The 14,132-nt window shown below is 46.0% G+C and carries 15 protein-coding genes; 4 read left to right on the top strand and 11 right to left on the bottom strand.

Annotation, left to right across the window (positions count from 1 at the left end):
- Window positions 1-73: 73 nt before the first annotated feature.
- From A3773_RS00670 to ccoN, 9 genes are all read right to left on the bottom strand, one after another.
- Window positions 74-742, bottom strand: coding sequence for a sulfite exporter TauE/SafE family protein (locus A3773_RS00670; RefSeq protein ID WP_067981659.1), 669 nt, complete (start codon window positions 740-742; stop codon window positions 74-76).
- Window positions 735-935, bottom strand: a complete 201-nt coding sequence (gene ccoS / locus A3773_RS00665) for a cbb3-type cytochrome oxidase assembly protein CcoS (protein ID WP_067981656.1) — start codon at window positions 933-935, stop codon at window positions 735-737. Before ccoS ends, A3773_RS00670 begins: the two co-directional genes overlap by 8 nt.
- A 46-nt stretch (window positions 936-981) precedes the next feature.
- Entirely contained in the window at window positions 982-3,468 is a 2,487-nt protein-coding gene (locus A3773_RS00660; protein WP_067981654.1) for a heavy metal translocating P-type ATPase, read from the bottom strand.
- Window positions 3,468-3,989, bottom strand: coding sequence for a FixH family protein (locus A3773_RS00655; RefSeq protein ID WP_067981652.1), 522 nt, complete (start codon window positions 3,987-3,989; stop codon window positions 3,468-3,470). The genes A3773_RS00660 and A3773_RS00655 overlap by 1 nt, the downstream gene beginning before the upstream one ends.
- Window positions 3,990-4,121: 132 nt before the next feature.
- Window positions 4,122-5,546 (bottom strand): cytochrome c oxidase accessory protein CcoG, encoded by a 1,425-nt coding sequence (ccoG, locus tag A3773_RS00650; protein WP_067981651.1) that lies wholly within the window; start codon window positions 5,544-5,546, stop codon window positions 4,122-4,124.
- Between the two features lie 149 nt (window positions 5,547-5,695).
- On the bottom strand, window positions 5,696-6,589 hold the full coding sequence (gene ccoP, locus A3773_RS00645) for a cytochrome-c oxidase, cbb3-type subunit III (RefSeq protein ID WP_067981649.1): 894 nt from the start codon (window positions 6,587-6,589) through the stop codon (window positions 5,696-5,698).
- On the bottom strand, window positions 6,586-6,771 hold the full coding sequence (locus tag A3773_RS00640) for a cbb3-type cytochrome oxidase subunit 3 (protein WP_067981647.1): 186 nt from the start codon (window positions 6,769-6,771) through the stop codon (window positions 6,586-6,588). Before A3773_RS00640 ends, ccoP begins: the two co-directional genes overlap by 4 nt.
- A gap of 6 nt (window positions 6,772-6,777) precedes the next feature.
- Window positions 6,778-7,398, bottom strand: coding sequence for a cytochrome-c oxidase, cbb3-type subunit II (ccoO, locus tag A3773_RS00635; protein WP_067981645.1), 621 nt, complete (start codon window positions 7,396-7,398; stop codon window positions 6,778-6,780).
- Window positions 7,399-7,418: 20 nt separating this feature from the next.
- Window positions 7,419-8,849, bottom strand: coding sequence for a cytochrome-c oxidase, cbb3-type subunit I (ccoN, locus tag A3773_RS00630; RefSeq protein WP_067981643.1), 1,431 nt, complete (start codon window positions 8,847-8,849; stop codon window positions 7,419-7,421).
- 371 nt (window positions 8,850-9,220) lie between these two features.
- Between ccoN and A3773_RS00625 the strand changes: the two genes are divergently transcribed.
- Both A3773_RS00625 and rlmM read left to right on the top strand, forming a co-directional pair.
- Window positions 9,221-9,820, top strand: coding sequence for an alpha/beta family hydrolase (locus A3773_RS00625; protein WP_067981641.1), 600 nt, complete (start codon window positions 9,221-9,223; stop codon window positions 9,818-9,820).
- Complete coding sequence (gene rlmM, locus A3773_RS00620; protein WP_197462691.1) at window positions 9,817-10,884, top strand: 23S rRNA (cytidine(2498)-2'-O)-methyltransferase RlmM; 1,068 nt, start codon at window positions 9,817-9,819, stop codon at window positions 10,882-10,884. Before A3773_RS00625 ends, rlmM begins: the two co-directional genes overlap by 4 nt.
- Before the next feature lie 26 nt (window positions 10,885-10,910).
- On the opposite strand, the gene A3773_RS00615 is transcribed toward rlmM, so the two are convergent.
- Window positions 10,911-11,192: an antibiotic biosynthesis monooxygenase family protein gene (locus A3773_RS00615; protein ID WP_067981639.1), complete on the bottom strand. Its 282-nt coding sequence runs from the start codon at window positions 11,190-11,192 to the stop codon at window positions 10,911-10,913.
- Window positions 11,193-11,340: 148 nt separating this feature from the next.
- Here A3773_RS00615 and tusA point away from each other — a divergent pair, with 148 nt between their 5' ends.
- Both tusA and A3773_RS00605 read left to right on the top strand, forming a co-directional pair.
- On the top strand, window positions 11,341-11,577 hold the full coding sequence (gene tusA, locus A3773_RS00610) for a sulfurtransferase TusA (protein ID WP_067981637.1): 237 nt from the start codon (window positions 11,341-11,343) through the stop codon (window positions 11,575-11,577).
- On the top strand, window positions 11,543-12,121 hold the full coding sequence (locus A3773_RS00605) for a ProQ/FINO family protein (RefSeq protein ID WP_231902105.1): 579 nt from the start codon (window positions 11,543-11,545) through the stop codon (window positions 12,119-12,121). The genes tusA and A3773_RS00605 overlap by 35 nt, the downstream gene beginning before the upstream one ends.
- Before the next feature lie 61 nt (window positions 12,122-12,182).
- Here the strand turns inward: A3773_RS00605 and A3773_RS00600 are convergent, their stop codons facing one another.
- Entirely contained in the window at window positions 12,183-14,132 is a 1,950-nt protein-coding gene (locus A3773_RS00600) for a bifunctional diguanylate cyclase/phosphodiesterase (protein ID WP_067981636.1), read from the bottom strand.

Genomic DNA, 14,132 nt, shown 5'->3' with positions numbered 1-14,132 from the left:
TTTCCTCGTTATCTTTGTGGCCGCCCTTACTGGCAGCACCTATGTCTAAGTCAATATCTATGAATGAGTGAGCCTATAGCTTACTCACTATGCCTTGCCAAGGGATCGTATAGAGCCCCATAAGTATGATGATGCAGCCGGAGATATGTTTTGTTAGCGCATTTTGTAAAATAGCTTTTACTTGCTGTGCTAACACACCGGTTAAGAGCATCGTCGGCAGTGTGCCTAAACCAAAAGCGGTCATCAGTTGTGCGCTTAATGTCCAATTTGACGCCGCGGACGCCCATATTAATGTGCTGTATACCAAACCACAGGGTAGCCAGCCCCAAAGCACACCGAGCATCAGTGCTTGGCGCAGTGTTTTTACCGGCAAAAAACGACGCGCCAGCGGACTAATCTGCTTCCAGAGGTGGGAGCCTAGATGCTCAACTTTTGTTAAACCTTGCCACCATTGTGCTATATAAAGGCCCATGCTAATAAGCATTAAGCCTGCAAATGTACGCAAAGCCAGTTGTATTACAAGGTTGTCTATTAACCAGCTTAAGCTGCCCAGTAACGCTCCTGCCAAGGTGTAGCTAAGAATACGCCCACTGTTGTAGCCTAAAAGTAAGCCAAAACCTTTGAGGCCGTTCGGGCTACTTAGGGAAACGGTTGTCGCAATCCCACCGCACATACCGAGGCAGTGTGTACCGCCAAGTAGACCCAATAAAAACGCAGTAGGTAGGGAGAGCGCTTCAGTCATTCTTATCCTTAGCGGGGGTATGTTTTACTTTAGCGTCGTCAGGGATAAGGTCTTCGTCGTCGTCATATAAAATACTGTGGGCGGGGCTGTCTAAATCATCATATTGACCATTATTGACGCTCCAAAAAAAAGCCCAGACAGCGCAGCTCGCTAAGATAATAGCGATTGGTATGAGGAGAAAAATAATGTCCATGAGGATTAATAACCCTAAATTTTAAAAGGAGTAATTCTACCTGATTTTATTGCTGGGAGTTAGCCTTCAACGTTTCAGGGCGTGGTTTGTGTGTATTGAACTTCTTTTTCTTAATACGATTTAAACGCATGGCGTTGCCGACTACAACAAGGGAGCTGATAGACATGCCGAGTGCCGCCATATAGGGGGCGACAAACCCGAATGCGGCGAGTGGGAGCGCCATTAAATTGTAGAACAGTGACCAGAATAAATTCTGCTTGATGACTTGCTTGGTTTTGCGGGCGAGTAAAATGCCGTCCACTAAGCGCAGTAGGTCATGACTAATGAGCACGCCATCAGCATTGGTTTTAGCTAAGTCGGTTGCACCGCCCATGGCTATAGATGTTTGAGCGCCGGCCAGTACGGGGATGTCATTGATACCATCGCCGACCATCACAACATGTGCGCCATTTTCTTGTAGTGCTTTTACGTGGCTTAGCTTTTGCTCGGGCGATACGCCTGATACTGTATTATCAATGCCTAAAAAAGTGGCAACTTCTTCGACAGCGGATGAGTTATCTCCGGTTAGCATTTCACATGTTAAACCGAGTTTTTGTAGGTAATTAATCGTTTGTTTCGCTTCTCTGCGAACCTGATCATTCAACCTGAACCATGCCAAAGCGCAGTCTTCATTGCAGAGCAGTAACCATTGACCGCTGGTTTCAGGTAGCGGAGGTTGAGGTTGAACACAGATCTGAGCCGCAAAATCGGGTTTGCCGATGCGATAACGTTTGTTGTTGATCTGCCCTTCGAGGCCTTGACCGACTTCGTTGTGAATGTCTGATGCATGAAGTTCGGCGGACTGCGCGTGAAACGCTTTGGCAATCGGATGTTCACTATGGTGCTCAATGGCCGCGGCGATTTTTGTGCATTCACTTTCATTGAGTTCAGTGAGTGGGACTACCTGCTGTAGGCTCAAATTCCCTTCGGTCAATGTGCCTGTTTTATCAAAAACAAAGTGGGTTGCTGTCGCTAGACTTTCTAATACATGGCCACGGGTAATTAATAAGCCATTTTGCCTTAGCGTGCCGGTTGCGGCGGTAAGGGCTGTGGGTGTTGCGAGAGAGAGCGCACATGGGCACGTCACCACCAGTACCGAGAGGGTAATCCAAAACGCTTGAGAGGGTTCAATTAACCACCAGCTTACGCCGACAACGAGGGCTGTGAGTAACACTGCGGCAACAAAATAGCTGGCAACTTTGTCAGCCACTTTAGCAACATGTGGTTTTTCTTCTTGGGCGCGCTCGAGAAGGCGAACAATCGCAGAGAGCTGAGTCTCATTACCGGTTTGCGTAATCTCTATCGTGATTGGGTTTTCAACATTAATGGTGCCACCGACAACGGCATCGTCGACTTGTTTACGTATAGGTAAGTATTCACCGGTCAGCGCGGATTCATCTACAGAGCTATTGCCCGCGATGATCATCCCGTCAGCGGGAATTGTATGGCCGGGGCGGACAATAACGCAATCGCCGTTTTTTAGTTCTTTGACCGGTACAAGCTGCTCCTCATTACCAACGACTCTGATCGCACTGGCGGGTAATAAGTTGAGTAGGGAGTTGCCTGCTCGTCCTGTCCGGTGGCGTGCTTTCATCTCAAGGAAACGGCCGATGAGTAGGAAGAAAGTAAACATGGTGACTGAGTCAAAGTAGACTTCGCCACTATTGGTAACGGTTGCCCAAATACTGGCAAGGTAAGCGCCCCCAATGGCTAAGGAGACAGGTACATCCATGGTGAGGTGTTTGGTTTTAAGGTCACGCCAAGCGGCAGTAAAAAAGGGGCGCGCAGCATAAAGAACGACCGGGGAGGCGATGACTAAGCTAGCCCAGCGCATAAAGGTTACGTATCTATTTTCAATCCCCTGAATATCGCCGCCATAAAGGGCGACAGCGATCATCATGGTTTGCATCATTCCAATACCCGCGATCCCTAATCGACGTGTCGCACGCTTTTGCTCTTGCTCCAGCAGTTGCTCCTCTTTATCGGGGTGGTAAGGGTGTGCTTGGTAGCCGATACGGTATATTTCAGAAAGTAGGGTGCTTAATGGGGTGATGCTTGGGTCCCATGTGATACGTGCACGGTGATTGGTTAGATTGACATGGGCTTTTTCAACACCGGTAATGCCGTTGATGTGGTGCTCAAGTAACCAAACGCATGCGGCACAGGTGATACCTTCAATCACTAACGAGGCTTCAGATAGGTTATCTGTTGTGACAACAAACTCTTTTTGGATGGTGGGCTCATTATAAAGAGCAAGCTCTTGGAGAAGCTGTTCCGGTAGCTCTTTACCCCTAACCTCGGGCGATCCCGCCGTTTCTGTGCGATGTTTATAGTAGGTGTCTAATCCGCTATTGACGATGGTTTCGGCCACGGCCAAACAGCCGGGACAGCACATGGCGCGCGGTTCATTATCAATAATCGTTGTGAAATCGCTACCTGGCGGAATAGTGAGTCCGCAGTGGTAGCAATTTTTTGATGGATGGTTGCCCGTCATTAGTTATGTGCTGGTTCTAACTCAACGCTATTTTGATCGTAAGGTGGAAGGATCTCTGCGCGCAAGTTCCAGCTAGCCGTATCGTCTTCCAAAATAAGGTAACGCTTACCTTTAAGGGATGCTTTCAGGCTTCCTGTGTACAAATTTGTGCTCGGTACCTGTTTTAGCATGATCGTCTGGTCGTATTGCTGATGCGTCGGGTGAACGATGCTAAGTGTTAGGTGGTTCGGCTTTTCTGTTTGATTAGAGGTGAAGTCCACCATCAAATCGCCCGTTTGATTATCTAATTTGAGTGTGCCGGAAACGCCTAAGGCTTTAGCTGCTTCAGAGTGTGATTTATCAACAAAGTGACCGCGCGCAACTTTGTACATGTCATCTTTAACTATACCGTCATGGGTAATGATCGATAGGTAAAGGAACGAGGTTCCATAAATAACGACAGCAATGATCGGCGCTAAAATAAACCAGAGCCAGGGTTGTCTGTACCACGGAGCAATCGGTGTGTTGTCTTCTGAATTCATTGTATGTATACCCCAAAAAAAGCTGCGAGTTAAATGTGCGTAAGTTTACACATTTAACGGGCAGCTATTCTAACCTATTTGCCAACAAGGTGGAGCATAAATGCACCACCTTAGTTGATATTCATCAGCAACTTAGCGTTTTGGCGCGGGGCCGATAAAACGGTTTTCCTCTTTGATAGAGATTGAAGGGTTATCTAATGCTTCTACCTCAAATAGGATGTTGTTGTTGGCTTTACTCAAGTACTTAGCTGGAATAGTGATACGTACAGGGAGGTCGAGTAGCTCACCTGATTTAATCATCACAACTTCATCGCCCATGTATTTCATGCCTTCAAGTCCGGAAACTTTAATGCTGAATTGGTGGTCGATCTGCTCTTTGTTAGCGAGCTTGAGCGTATAGGTATTTTCAATCATGCCGTTGGATGTTTCAGCATAAAGCTTGCCACGGTCGCGCAGAATATCCACCTCAAGTGGAATACGGCTATACAGTGTGTACGCAAAGGCGATGAACATGGCGCAGAGCACCACAAAATAACCAATTAAGCGAGGGCGTAAAATGTGAGTTTTATTGCCGGCTAATTGATGTTCTGTTGTGTATTTCACGAGGCCTTTTTCATAACCTACGCGCTCCATAATATCATCACAAGCATCGACGCATGCACCGCAGGCGACACACTCATATTGAAGGCCATCGCGGATGTCGATGCCAACAGGGCAGACGTGTACGCAGTGGTTACAATCAATACAATCGCCTAACCCTTCGGCTTTATAGTCGGATCCTTTTTTACGTTTGCCGCGACTTTCACCCCGTTTCTCATCATATGAGATGATCAGCGTGTCTTGGTCAAACATAACCGCTTGGAATCGAGCATAAGGGCACATGTAGATGCAGACCTGCTCACGTAACCAGCCAGCGTTTCCATAAGTTGCAACTGCGATAAAGCCAATCCACCACATCTCCCAAGGGCCTAGCTGGAATGAGAGAATGCCATCGATCAGATCTCTAATCGGTGTAAAGTAGCCGACAAACGCAATCGCTGAAGCGATCGAAAAAATGATCCAAAGTATGTGTTTGGTACTTTTACGGATGAACTTCTCTTTGCTCATGCCTGGCGTTTTATCCATACGCATGCGCTTATTACGGTCGCCTTCAGTAACGCTTTCGATCCAGATATAGATCCAGGTCCATACAAACTGGGGGCAGGCGTAGCCACACCATAAGCGCCCAGCGAATACGGTGAAGAAGAAAAGGGCGAAAGCGAGAATAATGAGTAACCAAGATAACAACATGAAATCTTGTGGCCAGAACGTCATACCAAATACATGAAATTGGCGTTCGGGTAGGTCAAATAAGACAGCCTGACGGCCATCCCATGTAATCCAAGAAAAACCGAAGAACATCAAAAGCATGATAAAGCTTGATGCTTGACGGAATAGCTTGAAGATACCTGTGTAGTTTTTAACGTAAATGTGCTCACGTTTTGCGTACAGATCAAAATTCTCCTCAGAGTTTTTCTTTTTCTTTGGAGTTACGTCTTGAACTGGGATCTGATTCATATCGTTGCTCACATACTCACCAGTGATAATTGAAAATCAACTTTGCTAATGCTTGCTCGGTGCATTAGCAAAGCTGAATATTTTAAACGATCTACAAAAAAAGGCGACATGATCTGCATCATATCGCCTTTTATTTTCAATGGCTGCCCTTACTTATTTGACAGACTATATACGTAAGCAGTGATCAAATTGATTTTGTCATCGCTTAGTAGGTCTTTGTGCGCAGGCATGACACCGGCACGGCCATTACGGATAGTGTGTGCAACGTTCTCGAAAGAACCGCCGTACAACCATGTGTTATCCGTTAAGTTAGGCGCACCTAAGATAGGTAAACCTTTAGCATCGGCGCCGTGACAAGCGGTACAAAGTGCCTGGAATTGGCCTTTGCCGCGTTCAGCTGCTTCTGCATCGGACGCTGTTCCGCTGAGTGATAAAACGTAGTTCGCAACATCGCGTACGCCTTCTTCACCCAGTACCGCACCCCAAGGTGGCATGCCACCTACTCGACCATTAGTGATGGTGGCTTTGATCGTTTTAGGATCGCCGCCGTATAACCAATCATTATCAGTCAAGTTAGGGAAGCCGTGTGCGCCCGTTGCTGCTGAACCGTGACATACGGAGCAGTTGTTGGCGAACATGCGCTGACCCATTTTTAGGCCGCTTGCATTTTCAGGCTTTAGAAGCTCTTCAGCAGGTAGGGATGCGTATTTTGCGAATACAGGCTTATACACTTCCTCTGCGTGTTGAATTTCTTCTTCCCATTGGTTGTGAGATGTCCATCCAAGTAGGCCTTGGAAGTTACCTAAACCAGGGTATAGAACAAGATAAACTAGACCAAAAACAACAGTTCCAATAAACATCTGGAACCACCATTTAGGCAGTGGATTATCATACTCAGCTATGCCATCAAACTCATGGCCTAGCGTTTCTTCAGTAACTTCTTGGTGTGGCTGGCTCTTACGAGTAGCAAGAAGCAACCAAGTACAGCCAAGAATTACTGCTAGGGTAATTACCGTTACCCACGCGCTCCAGAAAGCACTCATTTTTGATCTCTCCCGTTATTGGACTCATCACCCAGTATTGGCTCATCAGGCTCCTGAAGAGGCATATTCGCTGCATCGTCATATTTTTCTTTGTTTTTAGGGTTAAGCACCCAAGCAAACAATGCTAAAAATGTGATTAGCATGACAACCGGAATGTATGGACCATAAACTTCGTAATTCACGCGTTATTACCGCTTGTTTGTGTATTCAGAATGCAATTTGCCCAAAGACTGCAGGTAGGCAACAAGAGCTTCAATCTCATATTTACCTTGTACTGCATCTTGTGCCCCAGCGATCTGTTCATCAGAGAACGGAACGCCAACACTGCGCTGTGCTTCAAGTTTTTTGGCAGTATCTTTGCCAGATAACTTGTTTTCAAACAACCAAGGGTATGACGGCATTTTAGATTCAGGAACCACGTCACGAGGGTTATACAAGTGAGCGCGATGCCAATCATCAGAGTAACGGCCGCCTACGCGAGCTAAGTCTGGACCTGTACGTTTAGAACCCCATAGGAATGGGTGTTCCCAAACGTGCTCATTAGCTGTTGAGAAGTGACCGTAACGTTCCGTTTCTGCACGGAAAGGACGGATCATTTGGCTGTGACAAACATTACAACCCTCACGGATGTAAATGTCGCGGCCTTCAAACTCAAGTGCTGAGTAGGTACGCAGACCTTCAATGGGTTTAGTCGTAGAAGACTGGAAGAACAGAGGTACGATCTCAGCTAAACCACCGCCACTGATGACGATGATGATCAGCAAGATCATGATGCCGATGTTCTTTTCAATCGTTTCGTGTTTGATCATTTCTATATGCTCCCTTGACCTTAAGCTGCTTGTGCAGAAGCTTTAGCTTCTGGTGCAGTACTGCCTTTACGAACAGTCTGCCAAGTGTTGAAAGCCATCAGAACCATACCCGTTAGGAAGAACATACCGCCTAACCAACGAACGAAGTAACCAGGATGAGACGCTTCAAGTGCTTCAACGAAGCTGTATGTCAAAGTACCGTCTTCATTCACTGCACGCCACATTAGGCCCTGAAGGATACCGTTAACCCACATCGCGCAGATGTATAGCACTGTACCAACGGTAGCCAGCCAGAAATGCGTGTTAATAAGACCAACACTGTACATTTGAGCTTTACCGAATAGACGAGGAATCATGTGGTAAACAGCACCGATAGAGATCATTGCTACCCAACCAAGCGCACCTGCGTGTACATGGCCAATTGTCCAGTCAGTGTAGTGAGACAGCGCGTTTACTGTCTTAATGGACATCATTGGGCCTTCGAACGTAGACATACCGTAGAAGGAAAGGGATACAACAAGGAAGCGAAGAACGGGGTCGGTACGAAGCTTATGCCACGCGCCAGACAGTGTCATCATACCGTTGATCATACCACCCCATGAAGGTGCGAGTAGGATCAGAGACATAACCATTGCTACTGACTGAGTCCAGTCTGGAAGCGCGGTATAGTGAAGGTGATGACCACCTGCCCACATGTATGTCGCAATCAACGCCCAAAAGTGAACGATAGATAGACGGTAAGAGTAAATTGGACGCTCAGCTTGTTTTGGTACGAAGTAGTACATCATACCTAGGAAGCCCGCTGTCAAAAAGAAGCCTACAGCATTGTGACCGTACCACCACTGAACCATTGCATCGACAGTACCAGGGTAAATAGAGTATGACTTCCACATTGTGACGGGGATTGCCATGCTATTTACAATGTGCAGTACTGCAACTGTAATGATAAAGGCCATGTAGAACCAGTTGCCTACATAGATGTGAGATGTTTTACGCATCTTCACTGTGCCAAGGAACACTATCGCATAAGCCACCCAAACTACTGTAATCAGTAGATCGATTGGCCATTCTAGCTCTGCATACTCTTTAGAAGAGGTCAGGCCTAGAGGTAATGTGATAGCGGCTGCAAGAATTACAACCTGCCAGCCCCAGAACGTAAACGCGGCAAGACCATCAGAGATCAGGCGGCGCTGGCTGGTACGCTGTACAACGTAGTAAGAAGTTGCAAACAGGGCGCAGCCGCCGAATGCAAAAATAACTGCGTTAGTATGCAGTGGACGCAGACGACCATAGGTCAACCATGCGGTATCAAAGTTTAGTGCAGGCCAAACCAATTGTGCAGCGATTAGGACACCGACGGTCATACCGACGATACCCCATATTACTGTCATTATGGCGAACTGGCGCACCACTTTATAATTGTAGGTGGGGTGTTCAGTTGCTGTGCTCATGTCAGACTCTCATCAACAAGCTAGATTATGGAAATTTGAGTTTCGCTGGCAATTATCTGGGAATAAGCCCGTATTATCAATGTATTTAGAAGATTAACTGGGGCATATTGTCGCAGGAGCACAATGTCGACCTAGGTATACTATCATTACATCTTAGGTCGCGGTTTATTTTATAAAGTGTTGAAATATAAGAATTATTTTATTATTGGGTGTGATCGTTTCCGTTGAATTAAAATCCATTTACTGATTTTTTTTGATCTATATCTACATTTTGTAAAAAAGAATAAGGTCCTTTTCGGGGCTTTATTTGACATAAATCAATTTCGATTCGTGCAATAATCCACCTCTTTTAGCGGGTTAGGGCGAACTGAGTGTTAATAAGTGGAAAGCCTGTAAAAGGTAGGGTCATTCTGGCGCATGGTGCTGGGGCAGGTATGAGGAGTGAGTTTATGGGGGTTCTCGCCGATAAACTTGTGCTTCAGGGCTTTGAGGTGGTTCGCTTTGAATTTCCCTATATGCAGCAAATTACAGCAACGGGTAAACGTAGACCGCCTGATCCTATGCCTAAGCTATTAGCTTACTTTGCGGAGATTATTGCTCAGTTTGATGAGGATGTGCCGCTCTTTTTAGCAGGGAAGTCTATGGGGGGGCGTGTTGCTTCAATGTTATTTGAAGCCTCTTCGGCAAGTGGGTGTTTTGTTTTTGGCTACCCGTTTCACCCTGCGGGTAAGCCCGATAAGCTGCGTGTAGATCATCTGTTTGAAATAACTAAGCCGCTGCATATATTTCAAGGAACGAGGGACCGTATGGGTTCATTTTCTGAAGTAACTCAGTACAATCTGCCTCCATCAGTGTCCGTGCATTGGTTAGAGGATGGCGATCATGATCTTAAACCTAGAAAAATATCCGGTTTTCTCCATGATGATCATCTTAATTATAGCGTTAGTTTTATCAAGGATTGGGTGCGTTGAGCCTTATTAATCGTTTGCTTTTACAGTGTCGTTCCGGTTTCGAAAAAGAAGCAGCGGCTGAAATTACGGACCAGTGCGGGTCGGTAGGTATCTATGGTTATTGCACGCTAAATGAAAATGACGGTTATCTGTTTTTTCATATTCAACAAGAGGGTTATGCCGAGAAGGCGGTACGTGAGCTTCGTTTTCGTGAGTTTATATTTATCCGTCAGTGGATGGCGTGCGGTGACTGTCAGCAACTAGAACGTGAGGATCGGGTGTCTCAAATTGAAGCCTATATTCAGGGGTTTCCCACTTGTTCTGATCTTTGGGTCGAGCACCCTGATACGACTGATGGTCGTGAGTTAGCGACATTTTCGCGTAAGTTCGGTTCAGCGTTAGCGCAAACGTTACGTAAATCGGGCTTTCTACAGAAAGAGAAACCCAATAAAGCGTTACGCTTAGTGTTGTTTGTGCTGACGGGTAGCGATATCTATATTGGCTATTCTGCCGTGGCTAATTCTGCGCCTTGGCCACTGGGGATTCCGCGTTTGAAGTTCCCGAAAAAAGCGCCTAGCCGTTCCACGTTGAAGTTAGAGGAAGCATGGCATTGGTTTATCCCTAAAAATGAGTGGGATGAGCGATTAGCACATGGTTCTCGTGCCGTTGACTTAGGCGCTGCGCCGGGTGGCTGGACTTGGCAGCTTGTGCAGCGGAGTATGTTTGTGGCCGCTGTTGATAATGGGCCGATGCAGCCTGATTTAATGGATACGGGGCAGGTTAACCACGTCCAAGAAGATGCGTATAAATTCATTCCAGATCAACCGGTCAATTTAATGGTTTGTGACGTGGTGGATAAGCCGATTAAAACAGCGGACATGGCTGCTGATTGGGTGATAAATGGTTGGTGCTCAGAAGCTATCTTTAACCTTAAATTGCCGATGAAACAACGCTATCAAGAGGTGGTTGCGTGTTTTAATTTGATCGCTGAGCGGTTTATGAAGGCGGGGCTGGGTTATGAGCTTAGTGCAAAGCATCTTTACCATGACAGGGAAGAGATTACTTGTCTCTTGCGTATTCGCTAGGTTGAATACGCAAGATCAAGAGTGTTTTAGTGCTCAAAAACCGTTATTTTTTCTTCGTGTTCTAGCATCGGGTTAATCATTGCCATCATCTCTAGGCGCTCTTCCGAGCTGGCCCAGCGTTGCCAGTCTTGTAGGGTTCTGTAAGTGGCGATGACGAGCCGGTGGTTATGATCCTTAACGTTCTGTAATGCCTCACCGGAGATAAACCCATGTGCTTGCATGGCGCGTTGCAGGGTTTCTCGTGCGGCTTTGTCGTAGTGTATGATTAGTTCATCAGCTATATGGCGTTCAATCATGACTCTGATCATAGCGATCTCCCTCTGAAATAACTTATCTGCCTTATAGAATGGTTTATTTATCGCATAAAAGCGATTTTAGTTCAGTAATTCGGGTTAAATCGCTTTTTCTGTCATGGGTAATTTGAGACAATACGCAACTTTGTGCAAGAGATGGAAGATGATTGATATCAAAGCGGATCATATTCTAGACGCGCAGGGTTTGTATTGCCCTGAGCCGGTTATGATGTTACATAACCATGTTAGGGATATGCGAGCGGGAGAGATACTGCATATAATTGCAACGGATCCTTCTACTCAGCGAGATATTCCGAAGTTTTGTCAGTTTTTAGGTCATGAGTTGGTGGAGCAGTACATAGATCATGAGCTTTTTGGGTACTATATCCGCAAAGGTTAACTCTGATATCCATCAGATTTTTTTTGAAACCAAGCAATTAATTGATCAACTGGAACAATTGCTTGAATCTGCTGAAAAACAGCAGAACATACTTATCAGTAACGTGTTCCAGTCCGAGGCTAACAAGGTGAATGACGTAGTAAATAAAGCGCCAAAGGCGAAATCCAAAAACCGTGCTGCTAATATGGCTGCCCTGCAGCAGTTGATGGAAGCGTACCCAAAAACCTTTGATCGTAAGAATGTTAGACCTCTTAAAATCGGTATTCAGGAAGATCTGATCGCTGACGAAAAGGTTGCAAAAAACAAGATCAAAAGGGCTTTAGCCAGTTATGTGCGCGCTCTAAATTACTACCGCTCTTTGCGTGAAGGGGCGGAGCGTATTGATATTAATGGCGAAGCGGCAGGTCTTGTAACAAAAGAAGAGTCTGAACATGCTAAGCAGAAGCTAAAAGAGATCAATAAAGCGCGACAGGAAAAACGTCAAGAGCAGGAGCGTGAAGAGCGCTTAAGCATGAAGTTAGAGATGTTAGTTAATCGTAGCTAAGGTCGCTTATTGATAGAAAAAACGACGGCAATGCCGTCGTTTTTTTATGTCTGAGGTCTGCTTAACTGAGTTTTCTCGGCGAACCGTGTAGATAGCCTTGGCTGCCATCAATTTCAAGTTGGGTTAATAGTTGGAGTTGGCTTTCCCGTTCTACATGTTCAGCATAGGCTTTTATATCTAAGCTATGAGCAACGCTGATCAGGCTGCTAACAAAAAATTGATCTTCTGCGTTTTGGTCTATTTCTCGAATCAGTGAACCATCAATTTTCACATAATCAGGCTGCACGGAGTATAGGTAGGAGAACCCATTAGGGTGAACGCCAAAGTGATCGACACCAAAACCTATATTGAGTTCTTTTAGTGATTTTCGGAAGTGTGTTATGGCATCGGTATTGTTTAATACACCGGTTTCATCCAGTTCAAAGAGTATTTTTCCGGCCAGAGACTTTCCTTTTAAGCGGGCAGATAACCACGCGATGAAATCATCACTTTGCACCGCTTCGTGGCTTAAGTTAATCGTGAGAGGGCAGGCGGCGGTGTCTGCTTTTTGTAGTGCGAGCTCTATCACGGCACGGTCCATTTCAGCCATGAGTCCAAGCTCTTTAACGAGGTTGATAAATTCGCCTGCCGATGTGGCTTGATTGTCACGGTCTAAAATACGGGCAAAGATCTCGTCTTGAATGGGCATGGAGTTAGGGCTTTTATTAAACACGCTCTGCACTTGTAGGAAGATCTTCCGCTGGTTGATCGCATTGGCGACATGTTGTTTCCAGTCGGAGGGTTGTGGGTCAACCGATTGCTTCGCTTCGCCGTTATACTCTTTCCAAAGGACGCCGTCTTTAACGGCTTCTTCGCTGGCGAGGCTTGCTTCTGAGAGTAGCTGGCTACTATTGCTTAGATCACTGCATTCGCAGCTACCGACCCCGATGACCGGATAGGAAATCTCAGTATCCATAAATTGCGCTAATAATTTACGGCTTTCTTGGTCGACCTTGTCTAATTTACGTTTTAGCTGATCTTTATTAAGGTGGCTAGTTAATAGCACAAAGTCAGCCCCTGTCATGCGCCCTAGAACACTTTGATCCGCTTGTCGTGATACATCTTGGAGCTGTATGGCTAGGTGTTTCAGCAAGTTGTTGGTTTTATCCATCCCGATCTTGTGGTTGATCTCTTGTAGATTGATTAAATGGATATTGAACAGGGTGCCTTTACCAAAATCTTTACGGTAATCAATGCGTTCAGCCAGTTGAGCGATGGTCGCCCTTTGGTTGGCGAGGCCTGTTAGGTTATCCTGGTAGGCGTTCCGGCGCAGCTCTTCAATGTTACGTGCTTGCTCTTCAAACATACCGCGGACACGATGGACCATACGGTTCATGGCTTCTACAACCCGTTTTAACTCTCGTGTACGTGGTAGCTTTTCTTGTTCTATATAACGCTTCTCAGAGAGCGCAATCGCCTGTTGTTCGACCTTGTTTAGTGGCCTTAATAGGTAGCGAATTAAGCTGCTGATGGCTAACAGGCAGATAATCGAGAGGGAGACAAATAGGATGATACTGTCTTGAGCGCCTTTCCATAATTTGTCATAGGCGTAGTCGGCACTACTGCGTACATAAATTTTGCCTACCTGTTGCCATTGGTAGGTCACATCTCGATACATTGAGGGAGGCGTAATCACCACTAAGTTTTGGAACCAGGTGGGAATTTCATCACTGACTTTGGAGGGCGCGGTTTTTTCAAAGAGGATGCCTTGTTTTGCATTGGTGACAATGATCTGCTGGTAGAAGCCACTATCAAAAATGGCGTTTACCGCTGTCTCGACTGTCGCGCTATCATTCTTTGCCATGTAAGGGCCAAGGTATAAGCCTAAATGGGTCGCCGAATCTTGCGCGTGGGACTCCAACTGATCTTGCAAAATTGAGCGTGAACTTTCTGACATGATATACAAGGTGCCAGAAACCAAGCCGATAAGAATGGCAAAGATTGCGGCGATCAGTTGGTTTACCAGTGACAT

It is taken from the genome of Neptuniibacter pectenicola (genome assembly GCF_001597735.1).
GTDB lineage: Bacteria > Pseudomonadota > Gammaproteobacteria > Pseudomonadales > Balneatricaceae > Neptuniibacter > Neptuniibacter pectenicola.
Note: the sequence above shows the minus strand (reverse complement) of the source record. Positions and strands in the feature narration are given on the sequence as shown.

Bases quoted from the DNA above. Each gene is read 5' to 3' on its own strand.
- A3773_RS00670 (WP_067981659.1), bottom strand. From the start codon at position 742: ATGACTGAAGCGCTCTCCCTACCTACTGCGTTTTTATTGGGTCTACTT.
- ccoS (WP_067981656.1), bottom strand. From the start codon at position 935: ATGGACATTATTTTTCTCCTCATACCAATCGCTATTATCTTAGCGAGC.
- A3773_RS00660 (WP_067981654.1), bottom strand. From the start codon at position 3,468: ATGACGGGCAACCATCCATCAAAAAATTGCTACCACTGCGGACTCACT.
- A3773_RS00655 (WP_067981652.1), bottom strand. From the start codon at position 3,989: ATGAATTCAGAAGACAACACACCGATTGCTCCGTGGTACAGACAACCC.
- ccoG (WP_067981651.1), bottom strand. From the start codon at position 5,546: ATGAATCAGATCCCAGTTCAAGACGTAACTCCAAAGAAAAAGAAAAAC.
- ccoP (WP_067981649.1), bottom strand. From the start codon at position 6,589: ATGAGTGCTTTCTGGAGCGCGTGGGTAACGGTAATTACCCTAGCAGTA.
- ccoO (WP_067981645.1), bottom strand. From the start codon at position 7,398: ATGATCAAACACGAAACGATTGAAAAGAACATCGGCATCATGATCTTG.
- ccoN (WP_067981643.1), bottom strand. From the start codon at position 8,849: ATGAGCACAGCAACTGAACACCCCACCTACAATTATAAAGTGGTGCGC.
- A3773_RS00615 (WP_067981639.1), bottom strand. From the start codon at position 11,192: ATGATCAGAGTCATGATTGAACGCCATATAGCTGATGAACTAATCATA.
- tusA (WP_067981637.1), top strand. From the start codon at position 11,341: ATGATTGATATCAAAGCGGATCATATTCTAGACGCGCAGGGTTTGTAT.
- A3773_RS00605 (WP_231902105.1), top strand. From the start codon at position 11,543: ATGAGCTTTTTGGGTACTATATCCGCAAAGGTTAACTCTGATATCCAT.
- A3773_RS00600 (WP_067981636.1), bottom strand. From the start codon at position 14,132: ATGTCACTGGTAAACCAACTGATCGCCGCAATCTTTGCCATTCTTATC.